Annotated in this window: 16 protein-coding genes and 1 pseudogene; 10 read left to right on the top strand and 7 right to left on the bottom strand. The window is 71.6% G+C overall.

What is annotated here, in order from left to right; translation table 11 throughout:
• Positions 1–151: 151 nt before the first annotated feature.
• The 4 genes from AQJ84_RS06455 to AQJ84_RS06470 all read left to right on the top strand — a co-directional run bounded on the left by AQJ84_RS06455 (position 152) and on the right by AQJ84_RS06470 (position 5,286).
• The gene (locus AQJ84_RS06455; RefSeq protein WP_404817982.1) at positions 152–1,984 is read left to right on the top strand and encodes a rhamnogalacturonan lyase; all 1,833 of its coding nucleotides are present in this window, start codon (positions 152–154) and stop codon (positions 1,982–1,984) included.
• A gap of 203 nt (positions 1,985–2,187) precedes the next feature.
• Complete coding sequence (locus AQJ84_RS06460; protein ID WP_030045716.1) at positions 2,188–3,243, top strand: glycosyl hydrolase 53 family protein; 1,056 nt, start codon at positions 2,188–2,190, stop codon at positions 3,241–3,243.
• A 66-nt stretch (positions 3,244–3,309) separates the two neighbouring features.
• Positions 3,310–4,386 carry a rhamnogalacturonan acetylesterase gene (locus tag AQJ84_RS06465; protein ID WP_051870318.1) on the top strand — a complete coding sequence of 359 codons (1,077 nt, stop codon included), beginning with the start codon at positions 3,310–3,312 and terminating at the stop codon, positions 4,384–4,386.
• Between the two features lie 36 nt (positions 4,387–4,422).
• The gene (locus AQJ84_RS06470) at positions 4,423–5,286 is read left to right on the top strand and encodes a GDSL-type esterase/lipase family protein (RefSeq protein ID WP_030045718.1); all 864 of its coding nucleotides are present in this window, start codon (positions 4,423–4,425) and stop codon (positions 5,284–5,286) included.
• A 141-nt stretch (positions 5,287–5,427) separates the two neighbouring features.
• Here AQJ84_RS06470 and yicI read toward each other — a convergent pair whose 3' ends face one another.
• The 5 genes from yicI to AQJ84_RS06495 all read right to left on the bottom strand — a co-directional run bounded on the left by yicI (position 5,428) and on the right by AQJ84_RS06495 (position 13,541).
• A complete protein-coding gene (gene yicI, locus AQJ84_RS06475; protein ID WP_053190298.1) occupies positions 5,428–7,710 on the bottom strand; it encodes an alpha-xylosidase in 2,283 nt (760 codons plus the stop codon).
• Positions 7,707–9,125: a GH1 family beta-glucosidase gene (locus tag AQJ84_RS06480; RefSeq protein WP_030045720.1), complete on the bottom strand. Its 1,419-nt coding sequence runs from the start codon at positions 9,123–9,125 to the stop codon at positions 7,707–7,709. Before AQJ84_RS06480 ends, yicI begins: the two co-directional genes overlap by 4 nt.
• A gap of 29 nt (positions 9,126–9,154) precedes the next feature.
• Complete coding sequence (locus AQJ84_RS06485; protein WP_030045722.1) at positions 9,155–9,616, bottom strand: hypothetical protein; 462 nt, start codon at positions 9,614–9,616, stop codon at positions 9,155–9,157.
• 453 nt (positions 9,617–10,069) lie between these two features.
• Positions 10,070–11,584 (bottom strand): glycoside hydrolase family 43 protein, encoded by a 1,515-nt coding sequence (locus AQJ84_RS06490; protein WP_030045723.1) that lies wholly within the window; start codon positions 11,582–11,584, stop codon positions 10,070–10,072.
• Between the two features lie 331 nt (positions 11,585–11,915).
• Positions 11,916–13,541: a PucR family transcriptional regulator gene (locus tag AQJ84_RS06495; protein ID WP_030045725.1), complete on the bottom strand. Its 1,626-nt coding sequence runs from the start codon at positions 13,539–13,541 to the stop codon at positions 11,916–11,918.
• Positions 13,542–13,789: 248 nt separating this feature from the next.
• On the opposite strand from AQJ84_RS06495, the gene AQJ84_RS06500 reads away from it, so the two are divergent.
• The 4 genes and pseudogenes from AQJ84_RS06500 (at position 13,790) to AQJ84_RS06510 (ending at position 19,394) form a co-directional block, all read left to right on the top strand.
• Positions 13,790–15,058 carry an aspartate aminotransferase family protein gene (locus AQJ84_RS06500; RefSeq protein WP_053190299.1) on the top strand — a complete coding sequence of 423 codons (1,269 nt, stop codon included), beginning with the start codon at positions 13,790–13,792 and terminating at the stop codon, positions 15,056–15,058.
• Positions 15,055–16,593: pseudogene (locus AQJ84_RS45230) on the top strand (FAD-binding oxidoreductase); the annotation flags it as partial. The gene AQJ84_RS06500 and the pseudogene AQJ84_RS45230, both read left to right, overlap by 4 nt.
• 177 nt (positions 16,594–16,770) lie before the next feature.
• Entirely contained in the window at positions 16,771–17,958 is a 1,188-nt protein-coding gene (locus AQJ84_RS45235) for a (Fe-S)-binding protein (protein WP_450370759.1), read from the top strand.
• Positions 17,955–19,394, top strand: a complete 1,440-nt coding sequence (locus AQJ84_RS06510; RefSeq protein ID WP_030045728.1) for an NAD-dependent succinate-semialdehyde dehydrogenase — start codon at positions 17,955–17,957, stop codon at positions 19,392–19,394. The genes AQJ84_RS45235 and AQJ84_RS06510 overlap by 4 nt, the downstream gene beginning before the upstream one ends.
• A 130-nt stretch (positions 19,395–19,524) precedes the next feature.
• Here AQJ84_RS06510 and AQJ84_RS06515 read toward each other — a convergent pair whose 3' ends face one another.
• A complete protein-coding gene (locus AQJ84_RS06515) occupies positions 19,525–20,268 on the bottom strand; it encodes an IclR family transcriptional regulator (protein WP_059198804.1) in 744 nt (247 codons plus the stop codon).
• Positions 20,269–20,601: 333 nt separating this feature from the next.
• A complete protein-coding gene (locus AQJ84_RS06520; RefSeq protein WP_059198805.1) occupies positions 20,602–21,348 on the bottom strand; it encodes an IclR family transcriptional regulator in 747 nt (248 codons plus the stop codon).
• Between the two features lie 280 nt (positions 21,349–21,628).
• Between AQJ84_RS06520 and solA the strand changes: the two genes are divergently transcribed.
• Both solA and AQJ84_RS06530 read left to right on the top strand, forming a co-directional pair.
• Positions 21,629–22,765, top strand: a complete 1,137-nt coding sequence (gene solA, locus AQJ84_RS06525; protein ID WP_030037793.1) for an N-methyl-L-tryptophan oxidase — start codon at positions 21,629–21,631, stop codon at positions 22,763–22,765.
• Between the two features lie 2 nt (positions 22,766–22,767).
• Positions 22,768–23,829 carry a succinylglutamate desuccinylase/aspartoacylase family protein gene (locus AQJ84_RS06530; RefSeq protein WP_225889074.1) on the top strand — a complete coding sequence of 354 codons (1,062 nt, stop codon included), beginning with the start codon at positions 22,768–22,770 and terminating at the stop codon, positions 23,827–23,829.
• The last annotated feature ends 37 nt before the right edge of the window (positions 23,830–23,866 follow it).

The raw sequence follows: 23,866 nt of genomic DNA on the forward strand, positions 1-23,866 counted from the left end.
ACGCGGACAGCGAGGCGCTCGGTCGCGGGCTCCGACGGGCGCTTCGCTGCTCTCACATCCCCCCACATCGGAGGTCACCGTGACCGACCTGTACCCGCGTCCCCGCACGGCGCCGCGGCGACGAAGAATCCGCCGCCTTCCAGGCGGCCGCGTGGCGGCCGTTCTCGCCACCGCCGCCACGCTGGCCGCCTCCGCGCTCACCGTGCTGCCGCAGACCGCGCACGCCGCGACCGCACGGCAGGTGGAGCGCCTCGACCGAGGTCTGACCAGCGTCCACACCAGCGGCGGAAACCTGGTCTCGTGGCGCTGGCTGGCCACCGACCCGAACGACGTGGCGTTCAACGTCTACCGCGGCGGCGCCAAGCTCAACTCCTCGCCGGTCACCGGCTCCACGAACTACTTCGACTCCGGCGCCCCGGACTCCGCCGACTACACGGTGCGCCCGGTGGTGAGCGGCACCGAGCAGGCCCACTCCGAGCGCGCGCTGCAGTTCCGGTCGGGATACCTGGACGTGCCGATCTCGCCGCCGGCCGGCGGCAGGACCCCGGACGGGGTGTCGTACACGTACGAGGCCAACGACGCCAGCGTCGGCGACCTGGACGGCGACGGCAGGCTCGACCTGGTCCTGAAGTGGTATCCCACCAACGCCAAGGACAACGCCCAGTCCGGCTACACCGGCAACACGATCGTCGACGGCATCAGGCTGGACGGCACCCGGCTGTGGCGCGTCGACCTGGGCCGCAACATCCGCTCCGGAGCGCACTACACACAGTTCCAGGTGTACGACTACGACGGTGACGGCAAGGCCGAGGTCGCCATGAAGACCGCCGACGGCACCCGGGACGGCACCGGCGCCGTGATCGGCAACGCGTCCGCCGACCACCGCAACTCCAGCGGCTACATCCTGTCCGGCCCGGAGTTCCTCACGATGTTCAACGGACAGACCGGCAAGGCGATGGGGACCGTCGACTACGTCCCGGGCCGCGGCAACGTGTCCTCCTGGGGCGACAACTACGGCAACCGCGTCGACCGTTTCCTGGCCGGCACGGCGTACCTGGACGGCGCCCGCCCCTCCCTGATCATGGCGCGCGGCTACTACACCCGCTCGGTGATCGCGGCCTGGGACTGGCGCAACGGCCAGTTCACCCGACGCTGGACCTTCGACACCTCCTCCTCCGCCAACAGCGGCAAGGGCTACGACCGTCAGGGCAACCACAGCCTGTCCGTCGCGGACGTCGACGCCGACGGCAAGGACGAGATCGTCTACGGCGCGATGACGGTGGACGACAACGGCAACGGGCTGTGGACCACCAGGCTCGGCCATGGCGACGCGGGCCACGTCGGCGACCTCAACCCCTCCCGCGCGGGCCTGGAGTACTTCAAGGTCTCCGAGGACTCCAGCAAGCCCGGCTCCTGGATGGCCGACGCACGCACCGGCCAGATCCTGTGGCAGACGGCCTCCGGCTCGGACAACGGCCGCGGCGTCGCCGCCGACGTCCACGCCGGCAGCCCGGGCGCCGAGGCATGGTCGGCCTCCGACACCACCCTGCGCTCGGCGACCGGTGCCTCCCTCGGCCGGGAGCCCTCCAGCATGAACTTCCTCAGCTGGTGGGACGGCGACCCCGTCCGTGAACTCCTCGACGGCACCCGCATCGACAAGTACGGCACCTCCGGCGACACCCGCCTGCTGACCGCTTCCGGCGTCCACTCCAACAACGGCACCAAGTCCACGCCGTCCCTGGCCGGGGACATCCTCGGCGACTGGCGTGAGGAGGTCGTCTGGCCGACCTCGAACAACACGGCCCTGCGGATCTACTCGACGCCGCACCAGACCAACACCAAGATCACGACGCTCCTCCACGACACGATGTACCGCGCCGCCCTGGCCTGGCAGAACACCGCCTACAACCAGCCGCCGCACCCGAGCTTCTTCATCGGCAACCAGATGCCCACGGCCCCGCGGCCCACGGTCTACACGCCCTGACCTTCCTCCCCCGGCCGCCCGTCCCGACCTCGTGGGTGGCCGGGGGAGGGCCGGTGCGCCGTGAGGCCGGCCGAGGCAGGGAACGGCACCCTCGGCACGCGCACCCCCCACGCCCCTCAACCCACCCCCCACGCCCCCCACGACCCACCGCCCGCCGGCCCGCCGCGACTCATGCGCGGCCGGCGCGCAGGAAGGAACGAACCATGCACCCCACCGAGGCATCCGGTTCGGGACGGCTCAGCCGCAGGATCCTGCTCAAGGCCACCACCGCCACCGCCGGGGCGATCGCCACCGCTGCCGCGCTCGCCGAACTCGAGACGCCGGCCAACGCCGCCGCGGGTTTCGTCAAGGGCGTCGACATCAGCTGGGTGCCGCAGATGGAGGCGCGCGGCTTCTCCTGGAAGAACGCGAGCGGGCAGAAGCAGGACCTGCTGACCATTCTCAAGGGATACGGCATCACCGCCGTGCGGCTGCGCACGTTCGTCAATCCCTCGACCAGCCCGACCGACGGGCACTGCGGCATCAACGAGGTCGCCGCCTTCGCCAAGCGGGTCAAGGCCGCGGGCATGTCGATCATGCTCGACTACATGTTCGGCGACACCTGGAACTCCGTCGGGGTGCAGAACCCGCCCGCGGCCTGGCGGAACATGAACTACAGCCAGATGCGCACCGCGATGGGCACGTACGTGAACCAGACCATGACGGTCATGAAGAGCAACGACGTGCTGCCCACCTGGGTGCAGATCGGCAACGAGATCAACAGCGGGATCTGCCGCCCCGTGGGCAGCGTCTCCAACCCGGCGCAGATGACCGGGCTGCTCAACGCGGCGTACACCCAGGTGAAGGCGGTGTCCCCGAACACGACGGTGTGTATCCACCTGGCCCAGCCGCAGAAGTACGACGTGATGACGACGTTCTTCAGCCGCTACGCCGCCAACGGCGGGAAGTGGGACATGTCGGTGTTCTCCTCCTACGGCAGCGCCGATGTGGCCCCCGGCATCGTGGCGAACATGAAGAAGATCTCCACGCAGTACGGAAAACCGTTCCTGCAGAGCGAGTTCGGCGGCCGGGTGGACAGGGCCTCCTCCACCCAGGCCGCACTGGTCGCGTACACCAAGGCGCTGAAGGCGAACGGCGGTCAGGGCATCTTCTACTGGGAACCGGAGTGCATGTCCCCGTTCACGGGCTACGGCATGGGCGCCTGGGACTCCGCCAGTCAGCGGCCCACCACCATCATGAACGGCTTCACCCAGGCCTGAACGACGGCCGCGAACCCCAACCCGCTTGTTTCCCTGGTCAAGGACGGAATCGTGAGTGTAATGAGCATGACATTTCGACGTGGTGGCACAGACGGCGCCCGGCTGGGGGCGGCGGGACTCCTGACCCTCGCGGCGCTGGCCGGCACCGGCGCGGCGCACCCCGCTGCCGCCGCTCCGCAGGCTCTGCCCGCCGGCTGTTCCGGCACCTCGCCGATCACCTGTCGCTACGGCGTCTCGCCGGGCAACTACGACGTGACGGTCTCCATCGGCGGCGCCTCGGCCGGGCAGACCGAGATGTGGGTCGAGGCCCGGCGACTGATGCTTCCGGCCACGCGAACGGCTGCCGGAGCCGTCGCCACGTACTCGTTCACGGTCAACGTGCGCCAACCGGAGGGGCAGCCGACCGGCCAGGGCGGTACCGGCAACCCCGGTCTGGACATCCGGTTCACGGGATCCAGCCCGCAGGTCTCGGCCGTCTCGGTGAAGCCGGCCACCCAGCCGCTGGTCGCCTACCTGGCCGGTGACTCGACCGTGTGCGACCAGTCTGCCGCCCCGTACACCGGCTGGGGACAGATGATCACACCCGCGGTCCGTCCCGGGGCCGTCATAGCCAACTATGCGGACTCCGGGGAGAGTTCGGGAAGCTTCCTGAGTAACTCGGCGCTCCTCCCCGCACTGTTGTCGAAGGTCAAGACGAACGACCCCGTCTTCATCCAGTTCGGCCACAACGACAAGCAGACCAGCGCGTCCGCCTACCGGAACAATCTCACCACCATGATCTCGAGGGTGCGTGCCAAGGGCGGCGTCCCGGTCCTGGTGACGCCGCCGGTCCGCCGGCAGTTCAGCGGCAACCGGCTCACGTCCACGGCACTGCACGTCAACGGTGTCGGCGTGAACCTGCCCGCCGAGATGCGCGCGGTCGGTACGGCGCAGCGGGTGCCGGTGATCGATCTGACCGCCAGGAGCAAGGCGCTGGTCGAGTCCCTCGGTCCGAGCGCCTCCGCACAGCTCTTCCTCCGCTCCTCCGTCGACGGCGTCACGGACAACACCCACTTCTCGCAGTACGGCGCGACACAGATCGGTGGGCTGCTGCTCCAGAGCGTCCGGGAACAGAACCTGCCCCTGGCCGCCCACCTGCGCTGACCGACGTGCGAAGGCGCACGCCTCGGAAAGGAACCCATGAAGAACCTTCGGATACTCGTCACCACCGCACTGGTGATCGCCATGTCGGGTCTCGGCGTTCGCACCGCCTCGGCGGCCGACAGCACCGCGGCGGACTGCACCGATGCCTCCAGCGCCCCGGCCGTACGAGCCGAGGCCCAGCCGGTCACCGTGTGGCTGGCCGGTGACTCCACCATGGCCAACCCGAGCGCCGGCCGCCCTTGTCCCAACGGGTGGGGCAGCCAGTTCGGTGCCCTGTTCAACAGCGACGTGACCGTCAGGAACCAGGCCGTGGGAGGCCGCAGCATCCAGACCTGGCTGTACGAGGGGAACGTGAGCGGCACCAAGGGCTCCGACGGCGAGTGCCGCCTCACGTCCAGCACGTACTCGTCACGCTGGCAGGCCATGCTGAACGCGAGCACCGGGATGAAGGCCGGCGACTACCTGTTCATCCAGTTCGGCATCAACGACTCCTCCTCGACCTGCCCCCGGCATGTCGGTCCGGCCCGCTACCAGCAGTTGATGACCGCGATGGCGCAGGCCGCCCTCGCCCGGGGCGCGCACCCGGTGCTGCTCACCCCGGTGGCGGCCATCACCTGTTCCGGCAGTACGGCGACCAAGAACCGCGGCTTCGTCAACCAGACCTTCGCCGCCGGAACCGCCACCCGAGCGCCGGTCGTCGACCTGCAGACGCTGAGCGTCTCGCTCTACAACAGCCTGCGCTTCTGTCCCAACAACGGCGACTACGGATCGGGTCCGGTAGGCGCGTTCTTCTGCAACGACCACACCCACTTCGAAACCCACGGTGCCCAGCAGATCGCCAGGCTCGTCGCCGGAGACGTGCGGCGGCAGAAACTCCCGCTCGCCGCGTATCTCAAGTAGCGGCGTCGCGGCTGACTCCCCGGTTCGCGACGGGTCACTCCACCCCTATGACGTTTGCCGCAGGCGAGTTCGCCGCGTCGGCGGCGAGCAACCCCCGCCGAGGGCGGGGCCCCCGCGGGGACCCCGCCCTGACTGTCGGGTTCAGGCCGGGTACGGCAGGTCGGCCTCCGTGGTGCCGGCGGGCCGGGTGTGCACGGTCGCGTCCGGGCCGCCGATCCGCAGCTGCCACGGGTGTGCGCTGTCGGTGGTCACGTGCAGACGGCCGCCCCGGCGGCGCAGGTGGAAGCGGGCCGTCTCACCGGGGCCGTCGGTACGGGGGATCACCACGGTGCGCTCTGCGCCGTCGGCGAAGGCGTGCACCCGCAGTTCGACGCCGTCCGCCCAGGCGGAGACCGGGCGCTGGTCGTCGGCGGCCAGCGGGATGACCGAGTCCGGGCGGGCCAGCAGCGGCAGGGTGTGGAAGCCGTGCTGCTCACGGACCCAGCGCGGACCGGCGACCTGGGCACCCGTCAGCACATTGGTCCAGGTGCCCTCCGGGACGTAGTACTCGACTGTGCCGTCGTCGGTGAAGACCGGGGCGACGAGCAGGTCGTCGCCGAGCATGTACTGCCGGTCGAGGGTCGCGGCGGCCGGGTCGTCGGGGAACTCCAGCACCATGGCGCGCATCACCGGGACACCGGTGGCGTGCGCCTGCTGCGCGGCGCGCTGGAGGTACGGGGCGAGGCGGTGCTTGAGCAGGGTGAACTCGCGGGTGACGTCGACTGCCTCCTCGCCGTAGTCCCACGGCACGCGGTACGACTTGCTGCCGTGCAGGCGGCTGTGCGAGGAGAGCAGCCCGAACTGCACCCAGCGCTTGAACACGGCCGGGGTCGGGGTGCCCTCGAAGCCGCCGATGTCATGGCTCCAGAACCCGAAGCCGGACAGGCCGAGGGAGAGGCCGCCGCGCAGCGACTCGGCCATGGCGTTGAAGTGGGACTCGCAGTCGCCGCCCCAGTGGACCGGGTACTGCTGGCCGCCCGCCGTGGCGGAGCGGGCGAACAGCAGCGCCTCTCCCTCGCCTCGCTCGGCCTGCAGCAGTTCGAAGACGGCCTGGTTGAAGAGGTGGGTGTAGTAGTTGTGCATCCGCTCGGGGTCGGAGCCGTCGTGCCAGACGACGTCGGTGGGGATGCGCTCGCCGAAGTCGGTCTTGAAGCAGTCCACGCCCTGGTCGAGCAGCGTCTTCAGTTTGCCTGTGTACCAGTCGCGCGCAGCGGGGTTGGTGAAGTCCACCAGGGCCATGCCGGGCTGCCACAGGTCCCACTGCCACACGCTGCCGTCCGGGCGCCGCACCAGGTGCCCCTCGCGCATGCCCTCCTCGAACAGCGCCGACTTCTGCGCGATGTACGGGTTGATCCAGGCGGAGATCCGCAGCCCCTGTTGCCTGAGCCTGCCCAGCATGCCGGCCGGGTCGGGGAAGGTGTCGGAGTCCCAGGCGAAGTCGCACCACTGGTAGCCGCGCATCCAGAAGCAGTCGAAGTGGAACACGCTCAGCGGGATGCCGCGCTCGGCCATGCCGTCGACGAAGCGGTTGACGGTGGCCTCGTCGTAGTCGGTGGTGAAGGAGGTGGTCAGCCACAGGCCGAGCGCCCAGGCCGGGGGCAGGGCGGGGCGGCCGGTGAGCGAGGTGTAGCGCTGAAGGATCTCCTTCGGGGTCGGGCCGTGGACGACGAAGAACTCCAGCGACTGGTCCTCGACGCTGAACTGGACCTGGCCTACCGACTCGGAGCCCACCTCGTAGCTGACCTTGCCCGGGTGGTTGACGAAGACGCCGTAGCCGCGGTTGGTCAGGTGGAAGGGGATGTTCTTGTACGCCTGCTCGCTGCTGGTGCCGCCGTCAGCCTGCCAGATGTCGACCACCTGCCCGTTCTTGACGAACGGGGTGAACCGTTCCCCCAGCCCGTACACCGACTCTCCTACGCCCAGGGAGAGTTGCCCGAGCATGAAGTGCCGGCCGTCGGCGTCGGTGACGAAGCCGGTGCCGCGTTCGCCCACGGAGGTCAGCACCCGCCCGCCGGCGGTGAACTCCAGGTGCCACGGCTGTGAGGTGTCCACCCGCAGCGACAGCTCACCGGCGGTGAGCTCGACCACCGCGCCGTCCCGGCACACCTTTCCCACATCCGGTTGCGCGCCGGACAGCGCGAACTCCGGCCCCCGCCGCGCCGAACCGGCGTGATGGGTGGCACGTACCCCGATCACGCCCTCGGCCGGCGACCAGCACTCGACCGTCAGCAGCGCGCTGTTGAGTACGCCGCCGCGGCTGCGCACGTGCTTCACCGGCGCGTACAGGGTCATCCGGTGCTCGTCGGCCCGGACGTCCGCGACCTCGGTGGCGTAGCGCGCGGTGACGCCCGGACGCATCAGCCAGTAGCCGTCGGTGAACTTCATGGGGTGGTTTCCTCCGTCCGCGCGCGGTGCGCGGTGATCAGGCCCCGGTACCAGTGGTAGCTGTCCTTGGGCGTTCGGGTCAGCGTGTCGTAGTCGACGTGGACGAGGCCGAAGCGCTGGTCATAGCCGCGCGCCCACTCGAAGTTGTCCAGCAGCGACCAGGCGTAGTAGCCGCGTACGTCCACCCCGGCGGCGACAGCGGCGGCGACGGCGGCGAGATGGTCCGCGAGGTAGTCGATCCGCGCGGTGTCGTGGATCCGGCCGTCGGGGCCGACGGTGTCGGTCTCGGCGGAGCCGTTCTCGGTGATCCAGATGGGTGGAAGCCGCGGGTGGCGGGCGTGGAGTCCGCAGAGCAGCTCGGTGAACGCCTCCGGGACGACGGGCCAGCCCATGGTGGTGTGCCGGGTCCCGTACGGATCCAGCTCGGTGACGCCGATGTCAACGGCGGTGCGCAGTCGGGGGTCGGCGGCGCGGTGGGGCGCGGCGGCGACCGTCACGGGGCGGTAGAAGTTGACGCCGAGGAAGTCCAGCGGGGCGCCGATCAGTTCCAGGTCACCGGGCAACCGCCAGGGACCGTCGGCGAGGCCGGCCCAGGTCTCGTCCTCGTGCGCGGGATAGCGCCCGGCGAGCAGCGGCTCGGTCCAGACCTCGTTGTGGAGGACCTCGGCCCGGCGCAGGGCTGCTTGGTCCTCGGGGTGGGCGGAGGCGGCGTGGATGCGGTCGAGGTTGAGGGTGATTCCGATCTCGCGGGCGCCCGCGGCGCGCAGCGCACGTACCGCGAGCCCGTGGGCGACCAGCAGGTGGTGGGCTGCGGCCAGCGCGCCGCGGCCCTCTTCGGCGCCGGGTGCGTGCCGCCCCTCGGCGTAGCCGACGAAGGCGGAGCAGTACGGCTCGTTGAGGGTGATCCAGCGCTCCACCCGGTCCCCGTAGCGTTCGGCCGCGAGGGCCGCGTACTGCGCGAACGCCTCGGCGGTCTCCCTCACGCGCCAGCCACCGCCCGCGGCGGAGCCGCTGCCGGACAAAGTCTCCAGGGACTGCGGCAGGTCCCAGTGGTAGAGCGTGACGGTGGGTGCGACACCTGCGGCCAGCAAGTCGTCGATCAGCCGGTCGTAGAAGTCCAGGCCCTTGGCGTTGACCGGCCCGGTGCCCTGGGGCAGCAGGCGGGGCCAGGCGATCGAGAACCGGTAGTCGTCGACGCCGAGCCGGCGCAGCAGGGCGATGTCCTCGCGGTAGCGGTGGTAGTGGTCGCAGGCGGTGTCACCGGTGGCGCCGCCGAGGGTGCGGCCGGGGGTGTGGCTGAAGGTGTCCCAGATGGACGGACCGCGGCCGTCCAGGTCATGGGCGCCCTCGATCTGGTAGGCGGCGGTCGCGGCTCCGAAGCGGAACCCGGCGGGCAGTTCGGGGAACGGGCGCACGGTGGGCCCGGATGCGTGGGACACGGTGATCAGAGCTCCGGTGCCAGGCCGCGCCGGTGCGGGCAGGCCGGTCGGGTGGGCGGGTTGGAGCCGCGGCCGCGGCCACGGCCGTGGATGACGGCGTAGGCCGTGGGCGGCGGGTATCCAGGGTTCGTCGGGCCGACGCTGAACGGCGCCGGAGCGGTGGCCCGTTGGGCGGAGTGGACACCTTCGGGGCAGTCGGAGGTGGCGAAGGCGGAGGTCGCCGCCACGCGGTGGTGGCTGCGCCGCTGCGGGTACTTGGTGATCTTCGAGTGGTGGGCCTTGCGGCCTAGGCCCCCGCGGTAGACCGTGCGCGGCCCCGCAGCGCCGTGCGGCGCGTACGGGTGAGGCAGAGCGATCCGCTCTTCGAGCGTGAGCCGTCGCGGCAGGTCGTCGACGCGCCGGTCCCGCAGGAGCGCGGGATCGCGGAATCGCCGCGGACCGACGGCGGGTAGGGGAACAGAACCCACGGGAGGGCCACCTCAACGAGCGGGAGAGTCATCGGTTGGACGATTGGTGAAGCGCTTCGACGCTGTCATCGCCTGAGATGCGCTGTCAATGCCTGGGAAGAAAGAGGGCTCCATTGCCTGCGGTCCCTTGTTTCGCCAGAAAATCCTCATAACCTTGCGTCATCAGGTGAAGCGCTTCGACGACCCACAGAGAGGGCTGCTGCCATGACACCGAGCGGCGCGCGCGGCCGGCGAAGTGAGGCGGCGCGCAGAGACGCCCCGGCGCCTAGTCGCCCGGGAGGTGGGCAACCAGGGCGCCGGGAGACGGTCGGTTTCGGTCGGTGTACGAGGGCTCCGGTCCGTGGTCGGGCAGCGACCAGGCGCCAACGCCGCCACACCTGCCGCCGCAGGCCCATGGGGTGATGTGGCGGAGCGTCCTGTCCCTGTCAGCGGGAGGCACAGGAGGGGCCTGCCTCAGCCGTCGAGAGGCTCGTAGTCGAACCAGTCGAAGTGGACGGTGCCAGCCGCGGCGTACATGCCGATGACCCGGCCCGTGAAGCCGCCGGCGACCTCGGTCGACAGGTAGCGGCCGTCGAGGGACGCGAGCTCGGTGAACGTGCCGTCGGGCTCCTCGACGCCGAGGGAGACGACGTCGGGTCCGGTGCACGGGCCGTGCGGAGGCGGCGGCTGCGTGATCGTGACGGCGAGGACCACCGGCCCGGCGGGCACGGGGTGTGCGGCCACGACCGTGCGCAGGGAACCGACGCGCGCGATCACCCGCACCTCGGTGCCGGAGGCCTCGATCGCGTAGTGGTGCCGCTCGTCGAGCCGGACGGCGAGGCCGCCGTCCCCCTCCCCGGCATCGACCAGAGTGCGCGCCCGGCACGACAGATGCTGCTGGCGCCGGCCGGTGAACACCACGTCGGGCTCGTCCAGGGAGCCGCCCCTCGCGCGGAGCGTCAGCCATCCGGGGCGTTCCTTGGTGGTGCAGTGTTCGGCGGGCCGGTCGCGCAGGGAGATCCAGGACGGGCGCAGTTCGGCGAGCTCGAAGTCGTCCCGGTGCTCCTCGACCGGGCCGGGGAAGAGCGGCCACGGGAGCTCGGGCAGGTCCAGGGCGACCTCGCCGACGACCGGCCAGTCGTCCACCCAGGTCACGGGGGCCAGGAAGGTCTCCCGGCCGAGCACGTGCCAGCCCGGGGTGCCGCCGCCCGGTCGTACGCCGAGCAGCACCATCCACCAGGAGCCGTCGGGGCCTTGGACCAGGTCGGCGTGCCCGGTGTTCTGGACGGGATGGTCGGTGCCGCGGTGGGTGAGGATCGGGTTGGCCGGGCACGGCTCGAACGGGCCGGCGGGCGTAAGGCCGCGGGCGATCGAGACACCGTGGCCGCGCTCGGTGCCGCCCTCGGCGATCAGCAGGTACCAGTAGTCGCCGATCCGGTAGAGGTGCGGCGCCTCCGGGGCCTTGGCGCCGGGCCCGCCGGACCAGAGCCTGTGCGGTGTCCCGTACGTCTGCCCGGTGGACGGGTCGAGACGGACCTGCGACACCCCGGCGACCGTGCACCAGCAGGTGCCGTCCTCGTCCCAGACCAGGTCGGGATCGATGCCGGGGACCCCCGGCGCCCAGATGGGGTCCGACCAGGGTCCGGCGGGGTCGGTGGCCGTGACGACCAGGTTGCCGCCGCCCTCGCTGCAGTTGGTGACGATCAGCCAGAAGCGGCCGTCGTGGTGGCGCAGGGTGGGGGCGTAGATCCCGCCGGAGGACGGCATGGAGGCGGGCAGACGCAGTTGGTCCGGCCGGTCCAGGGCGTGGCCGATCTGCGTCCAGTGCACCAGGTCACGGCTGTGGAAGAGGGGCACCCCGGGGAAGTACTCGAAGCTGGAGCAGGCCAGGTAGTAGTCGTCGCCGACGCGGCAGACGCTGGGGTCGGGGTGGAAGCCGGGGAGCACGGGGTTGGCGAAGCGTCCGTCCGGCTGGCGCAGAGGGGGCACCCGATAGGTCCTCTCGTCGGTTGGTGGTGCGGGCGTGGGGTGGTTCGGGCAGCGCCGGGGGCCGTGGGGGTGATGTGGAGCAGGACGGCGGACGGCGCGGTGGACGGGGTTGGTCAGGCTCAGGTCGCTGTCGAAGCGCTTCACTTCCAGTCGCAAGTTAGCGGACCGGTTTCGTGTTGAACAAGGGTGTCTACCGCGAGATGCTTTCCATTACCGGCCCACGGGTAGCCTGACAGCCGGATTGCTGCCGTTTGCCGCCGTCGAAGCGCTTCGACAATCATGCCGACGCTGCCGACGCTGCCGACGCTGCCGAGGCCGCAGCCCGTCTACGTCAGTGGGTCCGCAGCACGTCGAGTGCCATGAGAGCCGCGTGGAGTTCGGTGCGCTGCTCGCCGGCCTCCAGGTCGCGGTCGAGGAGACGCTCGATGGTGCGCAGGCGTTGGTACATGGTTTCGCGGGAGAGGCCGCCCCGGCGTGCGGCGGTGGTCTTGTTGCCGGCCGCTTCGAGGTAGTGGCGCAGGGTCGTCAGCAGGTCGGTGCCGTGCTGGGTGTCGTGATCGATGAGTCGCCCGAGCTGCTGTTCGGCGTACTCCTGGATCCGGGTGTCCTCGCGCAGGGTGTACAGCAGGCGGTGCAGGCCGATGTCGGACAGCTCGTGGAAGGACCGGTCCGGGGGGAGGGGCTGGCCGGGTGGGGTGGCCTCGGCGACGCGGGCCGCCTCGCGGAACGAGCGGGCGGTGTCGGAGAGGTCCGTGATCTCCGAGCCGACGCTCACCACGGCTCGCGGGGCCAGGCTCAGTGCGGTGCCGCAGATTCGTTCGACGACGGGACGCCAGGGCTGGGAGGGGCGCAGAGCCAGCAGGATGCCGAGGCGGTCGGGGGCCAGCTCGCCGACGAGGGCCGAGACGCCCGCCGTCCGGAGCTCCTGGGACAGGCGGGTCTCGGCCTCGGTTCCTCCGCTGCCTGTGCGGAGGTCCACCAGGGTCGCGACGAACCGGCTGCGGTCGGTCGGCAGGCCCAGTGCGGCGCAGCGGGCGTGGGCGTCCTCGGCGGAGCGGTGGCGCTGGTCGACCAGGTCGCGCAGGGCGTTTCGGTGAGCGGTGCGTTCCCAGGGGGTGTGATGGATGAGGCGGGCGACGGTCAGCGCCATCGCGGTCCTCTCCAGCACGGTGACGTGCTCCGGCCCGAAGGCGGGGCCGTCGGTGCGGGACGGGAGCATGACCACACGGCCCCAGCGCTCACCCTGGTACTCGACGGGTGCGGTGAGCCAGCCCGCCGGGCCGCAGGTCGCCGTGTGGTCGTGGGCCCCGGTGGCTCTGGAGCGCTGTTCCCAACCGGTGAGTGCCTCCTCCACCGTGCCTCCGGACGGTTCGCAGACCAGTGCCTGGTGCGCCAGGTTCTCCAGGACGACCGTGCGACCGCACATGTCCGCCGCCGCACGCACCACGTCCTCCGGGCCGGCACCGCGCAGGGTCAGGGCGGTGAACACCTCGTGGATGCGCTGGGTGCGGCGCATCGCGTCCGCCTGGTTGCCGAGCAGGAGGGCGTGCACGACCTGGGTGACCTCCAGGAAGTTGACGTCCTTGGCGAGCGTGACGAGGGGAAGGCCCCGCAGGCGGCAGGCGTCCACGAGTGCGTCCGGCGGGCGGTGATAGCGACGAACGAGTTCGATGACCAGCGCCGCGGCCCCGACGTCGGCGAGTTCGTCGACGTACCTGCGCACGCCCGGCACGTCGTCCGGGAGTGGCATTCCCGTGGTCAGGACGAGTTCGCCGCCCTTGAGGAAGGACGCCGGGTCGGTCAGTTCGGTGATGTGGACCCACCCGACCGGCCGCTCCAGGTGGGCCACACCGGTGACGACCTGGGGTTGTCCGGCGGCCAGCACGGGAAGGGCCAGGACGTCGGCGACGGTGAGCGCGCGGGTGGGCCCATGGCCGGCCGGGTGGTTGTCGTTCACGGTCTCTCCATGGGGTCCCTCGCTCGAGCACGGTTCAGCGCCCGGGAGTGTCCGGCCACTGTGACAAGCGTGGCTGACCTGCGCAAGGGCGGTCCGTGAGCGATCGACACCCGGCATGCCCGTGATGAGGCTGACACAACGTCCGGATGTCGCGGCCCGACCGGACAGATCGCACGTTGGTGCACCCCTGGTCCGCGGAGATGCTCGGGATACCGCAGCAGACCGAACACCGAGGCCGGGAGACGAACATGACCGCACTTTCGCCGCACCTTCGCCAGGCCACGCCCGTGGTGGCGGTCCGGGGCGAGGGCGTCCACCTCTTCGGCGAGGACGGCCGCCGCTACCTCGACTTCACCGCCGGCATCGGCGTCACCAGCACCGGGCACTGCCACCCGAAGGTCGTGGCGGCGGCGCAGGAGCAGGTGGGCACGCTCGTACACGGCCAGTACACGACCGTCATGCACCAGCCGCTGCGGCAGCTCGTCGAGAAGCTGGGCGACGTGCTGCCGACCGGGCTGGACAGCCTGTTCTTCACCAACTCCGGCAGCGAGGCGGTCGAGGCGGCGCTGCGGCTGGCCCGCCAGGCCACCGGCCGCCCCAACGTCATCGTCTGCCACGGCGGCTTCCACGGCCGTACGGTGGCCGCCGCCTCCATGACGACGTCCGGCATCCGCTTCCGGTCCGGCTTCTCCCCGCTGATGAGCGGTGTGGTCGTCACCCCGTTCCCGTCGGCCTATCGCTACGGCTGGGACGAGGAGACCGCGACCCGCTTCGCTCTCCAGGAGCTCGACTACACCCTCCAGACGATCTCCTCGCCCGCCGACACGGCCGCGATCATCGTCGAGCCGGTGCTCGGGGAGGGCGGCTACGTGCCCGCCACCCGCGCGTTCATGGAAGGGCTGCGGGAGCGTGCGGACCGCCACGGCTTCCTCCTCATCCTGGACGAGGTGCAGACCGGTGTCGGCCGCACCGGCCGCTTCTGGGGTCACGACCACTTCGGCGTCACCCCGGACATCCTCGTCACCGCCAAGGGCCTGGCCAGCGGCTTCCCGCTGTCCGGCATCGCCGCCTCCGAGGAGCTGATGGCCAAGGCGTGGCCGGGCTCGCAGGGCGGCACGTACGGCGCCAACGCCGTGGCCTGCGCGGCGGCCGTCGCCACCCTCGACGTCGTACGCGACGAGAAGCTCGTCGAGAACGCCGAGGCCATGGGCAAGCGGCTGCGGCACGGCCTGGAGGCGGTGGCCGACCGCACGCCGGGCATCGGTGACGTACGCGGCCTGGGTCTGATGCTGGCCACCGAGTTCGTCACCGAGGACGGCAGCCCCGACCCCGAGACCGCCGCCCGCGTGCAGCGCGCCGCGATCGACGAGGGCCTGCTCCTGCTGCTGTGCGGCGCGTGGAACCAGGTCGTACGGATGATCCCGGCGCTCGTCATCGACGAGACGGCGGTGGACGAGGGCCTCCAGGCGTGGGCGACCGCGGTCGAGGCCGGCACATCGGGGGCGGCAGGGCGATGACGGACACCACCACGGCCCTGGAGCCACTGGTCGCGCGGCTCACCGAGACCGCTCCCGGCCTGCGGGTGGAGACCGGCCCGGGCTCCACCGGTACCTACGCCTACGACGCCTCCAACTACCGGGTTCCGCCGAGGGCCGTGGTGTTCCCCCGCAGCGCCGACGACGTGGTCGCGGTGGTGCGGGCCTGCCGGGAGGCGGGCGTGCCCGTCACCGCGCGCGGCGGCGGCACCAGCATGGCCGGCAACGCGGTCGGACCGGGTGTGGTCCTGGACTTCTCCCGGTACATGAACCGGATCCTGGACATCGACCCGGTGGCGCGCACCGCGCGGGTCGAGGCCGGGGTGATCCTGGACGCGCTGCGTGGCGCGACCGCCCTGCACGGGCTCACCTTCGGCCCCGACCCCTCCTCGCACAGCCGCTGCACTCTCGGCGGCATGATCGGCAACGACGCCTGCGGAAACCGGTCCGTGCGGCACGGGCGTACCAGTACGCACATCGAGGCACTGGAGATCGTGACCGCCGACGGCGTGCGCGCCGTCGCCGACGGCAAAGGCCTGCGCGCGGCCGACCCGAACGACACGGACGCCGTCCGCCGGGTCGCCCGCCTCACAGCGGACATCCGAGGCCTGATCGACGCCAACCTGGCGCCGATCCGCACCGAGCTGGGCCGCGTGCCCCGTCAGGTCTCCGGCTACCAGCTGCACCACCTGCTGCCCGAACACGGCTTCGACATGGCCCGCGCCCTGGTGGGCACCGAGGGCTCCTGTGCGGTCGTCACCGCCGCGACGGTCCGCCTGGTGGCGACCGCACAGGCTTCCACCCTCCTGACGCTCGGCTACGACGACGTGGTCGACGCCGCCGAGGACGTCCCCGAGATCCTGCGCTGGAAACCCACCGCCGTGGAGGGCATGGACGAGGCCATCGTCGCCACCATGCGCGCCCGCCGTGGCCCGGACTCCGTGACGGGACTGCCCGAGGGGCGGGCCTGGCTGTACGTCGAACTCGACGGTGACGACCAGACGGCGGTCGACGCCCGCGCCGCCGAACTGCTCGACGTGCTCAAGGCCCAGGGCCGGACGACCGGCGGACGGGTCGTGCGGAGCCCTGCCGAACGTCGTTCGCTGTGGCGGGTCCGTGAGGACGGGGCCGGGCTCGCCGCCCGCCTGGTGGACGGCGGGGAGTCGTGGCCGGGCTGGGAGGACGCGGCGGTCGCGCCCGAGGAGCTGGCCGCCTACCTGCGCGACTTCCGCAAGCTGCTGGCCTCCCACGGCCTGACCGGGGTGCTGTACGGCCACTTCGGCGCGGGCTGTGTCCACGTGCGCATCGACTTCGACCTCGCCACGGACGCCGGCCGGGCCGCGACCCGCCGCTTCCTCGGCGAGGCGGCCGCGCTCGTGGTCTCGCACGGCGGCTCGCTGTCGGGCGAGCACGGGGACGGGCGGGCACGCGGTGAGCTGCTGGAGGTCATGTACAGCCACCGGATGATCCGCACGTTCGCCGCCTTCAAGGAGATCTTCGACCCCGAGGGGCTGCTCAACCCCGGCGTCGTCGTGGCCCCGGCCCGACTCGACGCCGACCTCGCCCTGCACACGCCCTCCGAGGTGCTGCCCGTCGAGAGCCTCTTCTCCTTCCCCCACGACGAGGACGGCTTCGCCGGCGCGGTACGCCGCTGCGTCGGAGTCGGCCGCTGCCGCAGTGACGCGGGCGGCGTGATGTGTCCCAGCTACCGGGCCACCGGGGAGGAGACCGACTCCACCCGGGGCCGGGCCCGGCTGCTCCAGGAGATGGTGCGGGGCGACCTCGTCCAGGACGGCTGGCGCTCGACGGAGGTGCGCGACGCCCTCGACCTGTGCCTGTCCTGCAAGGCGTGCTCCAGCGACTGCCCGGTCGGCGTCGACATGGCCACGTACAAGGCGGAGTTCCTGCACCAGCACTACAAGGGCAGGATCCGCCCCCGCTCCCACTACTCGCTGGGCTGGCTGCCGCTGACCTCGTCCCTCGCCGGATTCGCCGCCCGCCCGGTCAACGCGCTGCTGCGCGGACCGGTCGGCAAACTGCTCGCCCGGCTCGGCGGCGTGACCACGAAGCGCCGGATCCCGGCCTTCGCCTCCCGGCGCGCGCTCCGCCGGGCCCTGCGCGGGGCGAGGACCGGCGAACCTGCGAAGGCCCTGCTCTTCGTCGACAGCTTCACCCGCGCCTTCCGCCCCGAGGTGGCGGGCGCCGCGAGCCGCGTGCTCGCCGACGCCGGCATCCCGTGCACGGCCGAGGACGGCCTGTGCTGCGGCCTGACCTGGGTCAGCACCGGCCAGCTGTCCACCGCCCGCCGCGTCATGGCCCGTACGGTCGCCCACCTCGACGACGGCGACGACCGGCCCATCATCGTGGCGGAACCCAGCTGCGCCGCAGCCCTCAAGCGTGACGTGCCCGAACTGCTCGGCACCGAGGCCGCCCGGCGCGTCGCGGCCCGCGTCCACACCTTCACCGGCGCCCTGACCGACCTGGCCGCGCCGGACTGGGCCCCGCCCGAGCTGCCGGACAACGTCGTCCTGCAGACCCACTGCCACGAGTACGCCACCTTCAAGGGCAGCCACCCCCGCGACCTGCTCGGCCGCCTGGGCGTGGAAAAGGTCGACGAGGCCGAGGGCTGCTGCGGACTCGCCGGGAACTTCGGCTTCGAGGAGCAGCACTACGACACCTCGATGGCCGTCGCCGACCTGGCTCTGAAGCCACGCCTCGACGGCATCGACGCCGTCGGCGGGGCCGGGCGGACGGTCGTCGTGGCCGACGGTTTCAGCTGTGCCACCCAGATCGACCACCTCGCCGGTGACCGGGGCATCCGGGCCCTGCACCTCGCGGAGCTGCTCGACCCCACCGCCGATCAACCAGGAGGAACCCCATGACCGACACACCCACGCAGTTGTTCATCGGCGGTGCCTGGGCGGACGCCGCGGACGGCGCCACCATGCCCGTGGACGACCCCGCGACCGGTGAGATCATCGCCCACGTCGCCGACGCCGGCGCCAAGGACGCCCAGCGTGCGGAGGAGGCGGCCGTTCAGGCGCAGGAGGAGTGGGCCCGTACGGCGCCCCGGGTCCGCAGCGAGATCCTGCGCCGGGCGTACGAGATCGTCGTCGAGCGCACCGACGAGCTGGCCCACCTGATGACGGCCGAGATGGGCAAGCCCCTGGCCGAGGCCAGGGGAGAGGTGGCGTACGCGGCCGAGTTCTTCCGCTGGTTCTCGGAGGAGGCCGTGCGTGTCGAAGGCGGCCACGGCGTCCTGCCCGACGGCCGCAACCGCATGCTGCTCTCCCGCCGCCCGGTCGGCCCCTGTCTGCTGATCACCCCGTGGAACTTCCCGCTGGCCATGGGCACGCGCAAGATCGGCCCGGCGATCGCCGCCGGCTGCACGATGATCCTCAAGCCGGCCCCGCAGACCCCTCTGTCCAGCCTGGCCCTCGCCGCGATCCTCAAGGAGGCCGGGTTGCCGGACGGTGTGCTCAACGTCGTCACCACCTCCCGTGCGGGGGAGGTGTGCGAACCGCTCCTGCGCGGCGGGCGGATACGCAAGCTCTCCTTCACCGGCTCCACCAACGTCGGACGCCTGCTGCTCGCCCAGAGCGCGGAGGCGGTCGTGCGGACCTCGATGGAGCTGGGCGGGAACGCGCCGTTCATCGTCTTCGAGGACGCCGACCTGGACAAGGCGGTCGACGGCGCGATGGTCGCCAAGATGCGCAACATGGGCGAGGCGTGCACCGCCGCCAACCGCTTCTTCGTGCACAGTTCCGTGGCGGAGGAGTTCGGGCGGCGCCTGGCCGAGCGCATGGGTGCGCTGGTCGTGGGGCCCGGCACCCGGGACGGCGTCGACGTCGGCCCGCTGATCGACAGGGTCGGACGGGCCAAGGTCGAGGATCTGGTGGCCGACGCGGTGGAGCGCGGCGCCCGGGTACTCGTCGGCGGCCGTACGCCCGAGGGGCCGGGCTGTTTCTACCCGCCGACCGTACTCACGGACGTCGACCCCGGCAGCCGCCTGATGGACACGGAGATCTTCGGCCCGGTCGCGGCGATCCTCACCTTCGACGACGAGGACGAGGTGATCCGCCGGGCCAACGACACCCCCTGGGGCCTCGTCGGCTATGTCTTCACCGAGGGCCTGGACCGCGCCCTGCGGGTCAGCGAGCGCCTGGAGGTCGGCATGGTCGGCCTCAACACCGGCCTCGTCTCCAACCCGGCCGCCCCCTTCGGCGGTGTCAAGCAGTCCGGGCTCGGCCGCGAGGGCGGCCGGGTCGGTCTCGACGAGTTCCTGGAGTACCAGTACCTCGCGGTGCCTGTGCGATGACGGCGGTCCTGCCCTGACCTACGCCGCGTCGCGCACCGCGCGGGCCACGCCGTGCCCGGCCGCACTGTCCTCCTGGCCGGGCACGGGGAGGGCCCTGCCTCGCCGCGGGCGGGCCGGGCCGAGGGCGCCCTCAGCGCAGGTGGCGGGCGGTGATCTCCGCCGCCGTCTCGGTCACCAGTCGCCCCAGCTCCGCGAGCCGACCGGGCTCGAAGCGGGAGTCCGGCAGGGAGACGGCGACCGCGGCCAGCGGGACGCCGTCACCGTCCAGGACGGGGGCGGCGATGGCGCAGATGCCCTGGAGGTACTGGTTGTGGTTGACGGCGTAGCCACGCTCCCTGACCCGCTGGAGCTCCGTGCGCAGCTCCTCGGCGTCCGTGATGGTGTCCTCGCCGTACCCCTCGAATGTGCCCGTCGCGAACTCGTCGACCTCGCGACGCGGGAGATGGGCGAGGATCGCGTGCCCGGTGGCCGTGGCGTGCAGCGGTGAGGTGTCGCCGATGGTGTGGAAGGTCCGTACGGGATGGTCGCAGTCGACGCGGTCGACGACGACCATGCTGTGCAGTGCGTCGGGCACCGAGAGATGGATGGTCTCGTTCACCCTGTCGCGGAGGCGGATCATGGGTTCGCGGGCGGCGGCGAACAGGCTGGAGCCCTGCAGGGCGGCGGGTCGTACGGCCAGCACCCGGGCGCCGATCTCCCAGCGCGTGGTGTCCCTGCGGTTGGCCCGGAGCCAGCCCGCCTCGTTGAGGGTGACCAGAGTGCGCTGCACCGTCGACTTCGGTAGGCCGAAGAGTTTCGTCAACTCTCCGACGGTGACCGGCTGATGCCGGGCGACCGCCTCCAGGATGCGCAGTGACCTGGTGACGCTCTTCATTTCCATCCCGGGGCCCCCATCAGGCGCGTGGCTTCGTCGCTCACCTTTGACTCCCTCCCCGGAGCCGCGGGCACGATTCATGCCGCATTCTAGCATGGCGTTCCACAATACGGCATGAAGGGGAATGGGGTCCCATGGCCTTCCCGGCGATGAGTGGCGGGAGCGCCCTGCCCGCGTCGCGCCGTGCCGCGCGCGGCGGCCGCCCTGGGCCCGCCCCCCCGGTCGGGCCCGGGGTGACGGCTGCCCTGGCATGCGGAGAGGGCCGGCTTGCACGCTTCGACGCGTGCAAGCCGGCCCTCGCCGGTCGGGGCCCTCTTGGGCCACCACCTTCCGTCAGCCGCCCAGTAGGCGTCCGCTGATCTCCTCTGTCGCGCCGGCCACGAGGCCACCCCACTCGGACTCCCGTTTCACGTCGTACCGGGAGTCGGGCATCGAGATGGCCACGGCGGCCAACGGTGTGCCGTTCTCGTCGAGCACGGGTGCGGCGAGGGCGCAGACGCCCGGCCGGTACTGGTTCCGGTTGACCGCGTAGCCGTCGGCGCGGATCCGGTCCAGTTCGGCGCGCAGCTCGTCGGGGTCGGCGGGGGTCGTGTCGCTGAAGCGCTCCAGGCCCTGGGTGATGAGTTCCTCGACGTCCTGCTTCGGAAGCCGGGCGAGGATCACCCGCCCCACGGCGGTGGCGTGCAGCGGTGAGGTGTCGCCGATGGTGTGGAAGGTCCGTACGGGATGGTCGCAGTCGACGCGGTCGACGACGACCATGCTGTGCAGTGCGTCGGGCACTGACAGGTGGATGGTCTCGTTCACCCTGTCGCGGAGGCGGATCATGGGTTCGCGGGCGGCGGCGAACAGGCTGGAGCCCTGCAGGGCGGCGGGTCGTACGGCCAGTACCCGGGCGCCGATCTCCCAGCGTGTCGTGTCCTCGCGGTTCGCGCGCAGCCAGCCCGCCTCGGCCAGGGTGACCAGAGTGCGCTGCACGGTCGACTTCGGTAGGCCGAAGAGTTTCGTCAACTCTCCGACGGTGACCGGCTGATGCTGGGCGACCGCTTCCAGAACCCGCAGCGATCTGGTGACGCTCTTCATTTCCATCCGGTTTCCCCCCGTTAATCCGCGGATTTTCTGCTGGACACCTCTTGACTCCCCTCCGAGCCGCTGTCATTCTCGTGCCAGATTCTAGCACAGCGTTCCACAATGTGGCACGGCTCGACGGAGGAGATTCCGGAGAGGGCCGGCGCCGCGAGACGCGGCGGCTGTGAGCCGAGGACCCGAGGAAAGGGCCTGGCCCCCGCCCAAACCACCTTGAATCAACCAGCCTCACGTCGGGCGCTCAGCATGCGCCTCGGCGATACGAAAGGAAAGCCCAGTGTCAGCTGCCAGGAAGCGCGTCGCCGTCGTCGGCGTCGGAACGATGGGCAGCCAGGCCGCCTGGCGGCTGGCGGCCCGCGGCGCCGAGGTCGTCGGGTACGACCGGTTCGCCCCCGGTCACGACCGCAGTGCCGCCGGCGGTGAGACCCGCATCTTCCGCAGCGCCCACTTCGAGGACTCCCGGTACGTCCCGCTCCTCCAGCACGCCGACGCCCTCTGGCAGCGGCTCCAGGAGGAGACCGGCCGCGAGCTGAGGCGCCTGACCGGATGCCTGCTCATGGGGCCGACCGAGCACCACCAGATGGCCACCGTCCTGCAGTCCATCGCCGAGCACGGCCTCGACCACGAGGTGCTCGACGCCGAGTCCCTGGCCAAGCGCTTCCCGCAGTACCGCCTCGAGGACGGCGACGCGGCCGTGCTCGACCGCCGCGCCGGCTTCATCCGGCCTGAGCTGTCGATCCAGACCGCCGCCCGCCGGGCCGAGGAGCTCGGCGCCCGGATCCACCGCTACACCACGGTGCGCGAGATCGTGCCCGTCGCGAACGGCATGGAGATCCGCACCGACTCCGGCAGCGAGCACTTCGACACGGCCGTCGTCACCCCCGGCCCCTGGGTCAACGACCTGCTGCCCGACCTGCCGTGGGAGGTGGACGTCCGCCGGCTCGTCAGCGCCTGGTACGTGCCCACCACCGACGCCTGGTTCGGCGAGGAGCGCCCCGCGTTCATCCGTACGGCACCCACCCACTGTTACGGCCTGCCCTCCCCGGACGGCATCTCCGTCAAGCTCGGCCTCTCCCGCGCCCTGCACGAGCCGGCCGGCGACCCGAACCAGCTGGACCGGACGGTGCGGCCGGAAGAGCTGGATATCTTCTCCGAGCTGATCGGGCGTCACATGCCGGACCTGCACCCCGACCCGACCCGGCTCTCCGTCTACATGGAGGGCTACACCGAGAGCAGCCGCCCGCTGGTCGGCCCCCTGCCCGGCGCCGAGAACGTCGTCCTGCTCGCCGGCTTCTCCGGCCACGGCTTCAAGCTCGCGCCCGCATTCGGCGACATCGCCGCCGACCTGGCGCTGGACGGCACCTCGCCCCAGCCCATCGACTTCATCTCCACCGTCGGCCGTACGGAGGCATGACCATGAACGACGCCACCCTCTCCGTCGGCTCCCTCGAGGCCCAGCCGGGCACCAAGGCCCGCGGCACCGTCCGGGCCGACCTCGGCACCCTCACCGCGGACATTCCGCTGACCCTGGTCAACGGCTCCCGCCCCGGCCCCCGAGTCGTCATCACCGCGGGCGTACACGGCGGCGAGTTCACGCCCATCGACGCCGTCGTGCGACTGGCGGACAGGCTGGAACCCGGCGAGGTGCACGGCCAGGTGATCATCTGCCCCGTCGCCAACCCGCCGGCCGTGTACCAGGGCCGGCTCAACGTCTCCCCGGTCGACGGCGTGAACCTGAACCGCGTCTTCCCGGGCGACCCGGCCGGCGGCCCCACCGAGCGGCTGGGCGCCTGGCTCTTCAGCCACCTCATCGACGGCGCCGACGTCTACATCGACCTGCACTGCGGCGGCATCGACCAGGTCCTGCGGGACTTCGTCGGCCACCGCCTCACCGGTGACCCCGACCTCGACAAGGCCACGGCCGAACTGGCGGGCTCCTTCGGCATCGAGGACGTCATCCTCGGTCTGAAGGCCGACGGCGGCAACAGCCACGCGGCCGCCGCCCGCCGGGGCATCTCGGCGGTCCTCGTCGAGGTGGGCGAACTCGGGCAGCGGGACGAGGCCACGGCGCTCCGCCGTGTCGACGGTCTGCTGGGGGCACTGCGCCACCTGGGCGTCCTCGACCAGGACGGCTCAGCCCCGGGCCCGATCCGCGCATGGGTCTGGTCCGCCGGTGTCACGGCCGAGGCCACGGGCCTGTGGTACCCGGAGTTCTCCTTCGACGGTGACGTCATCGGCGAAGTGGCGGAAGGCGACGTCCTCGGCCGCATCGTCGACCCGGCCGACGGCCGGGAGCACACCGTCCACGCCCCCGCCGGCGGGCGGATCTTCTACGGCATGCACGGCCTCACCGTCGCCCACGGCGACGAACTGGCCGCCATAGCCGTCCCCTGGGACCCCGACCAGTCCACGCGGCCGGAGACCCTCCGGACCCCCGGCGTCGGCGTCGCACCCGACGAGGCGGACCCCCGCCCGTAGAACACCACCCCAGCCGCCCCCCTTCCCACGTCCAGCA

The sequence above is a fragment of the Streptomyces resistomycificus genome, from assembly GCF_001514265.1.
In the GTDB taxonomy this organism is placed as follows: domain Bacteria; phylum Actinomycetota; class Actinomycetes; order Streptomycetales; family Streptomycetaceae; genus Streptomyces; species Streptomyces resistomycificus.

What these genes read in the sequence shown, in the direction of transcription:
- AQJ84_RS06515 (WP_059198804.1), bottom strand. Translation starts at nt 20,268, where the DNA reads ATGAAGAGCGTCACCAGGTCACTGCGCATCCTGGAGGCGGTCGCCCGG.
- AQJ84_RS06520 (WP_059198805.1), bottom strand. Translation starts at nt 21,348, where the DNA reads ATGAAGAGCGTCACCAGATCGCTGCGGGTTCTGGAAGCGGTCGCCCAG.
- AQJ84_RS06500 (WP_053190299.1), top strand. Translation starts at nt 13,790, where the DNA reads ATGACCGCACTTTCGCCGCACCTTCGCCAGGCCACGCCCGTGGTGGCG.
- yicI (WP_053190298.1), bottom strand. Translation starts at nt 7,710, where the DNA reads ATGAAGTTCACCGACGGCTACTGGCTGATGCGTCCGGGCGTCACCGCG.
- AQJ84_RS06460 (WP_030045716.1), top strand. Translation starts at nt 2,188, where the DNA reads ATGCACCCCACCGAGGCATCCGGTTCGGGACGGCTCAGCCGCAGGATC.
- AQJ84_RS06470 (WP_030045718.1), top strand. Translation starts at nt 4,423, where the DNA reads ATGAAGAACCTTCGGATACTCGTCACCACCGCACTGGTGATCGCCATG.
- AQJ84_RS45235 (WP_450370759.1), top strand. Translation starts at nt 16,771, where the DNA reads ATGTGTCCCAGCTACCGGGCCACCGGGGAGGAGACCGACTCCACCCGG.
- AQJ84_RS06530 (WP_225889074.1), top strand. Translation starts at nt 22,768, where the DNA reads ATGAACGACGCCACCCTCTCCGTCGGCTCCCTCGAGGCCCAGCCGGGC.
- AQJ84_RS06510 (WP_030045728.1), top strand. Translation starts at nt 17,955, where the DNA reads ATGACCGACACACCCACGCAGTTGTTCATCGGCGGTGCCTGGGCGGAC.
- AQJ84_RS06465 (WP_051870318.1), top strand. Translation starts at nt 3,310, where the DNA reads ATGACATTTCGACGTGGTGGCACAGACGGCGCCCGGCTGGGGGCGGCG.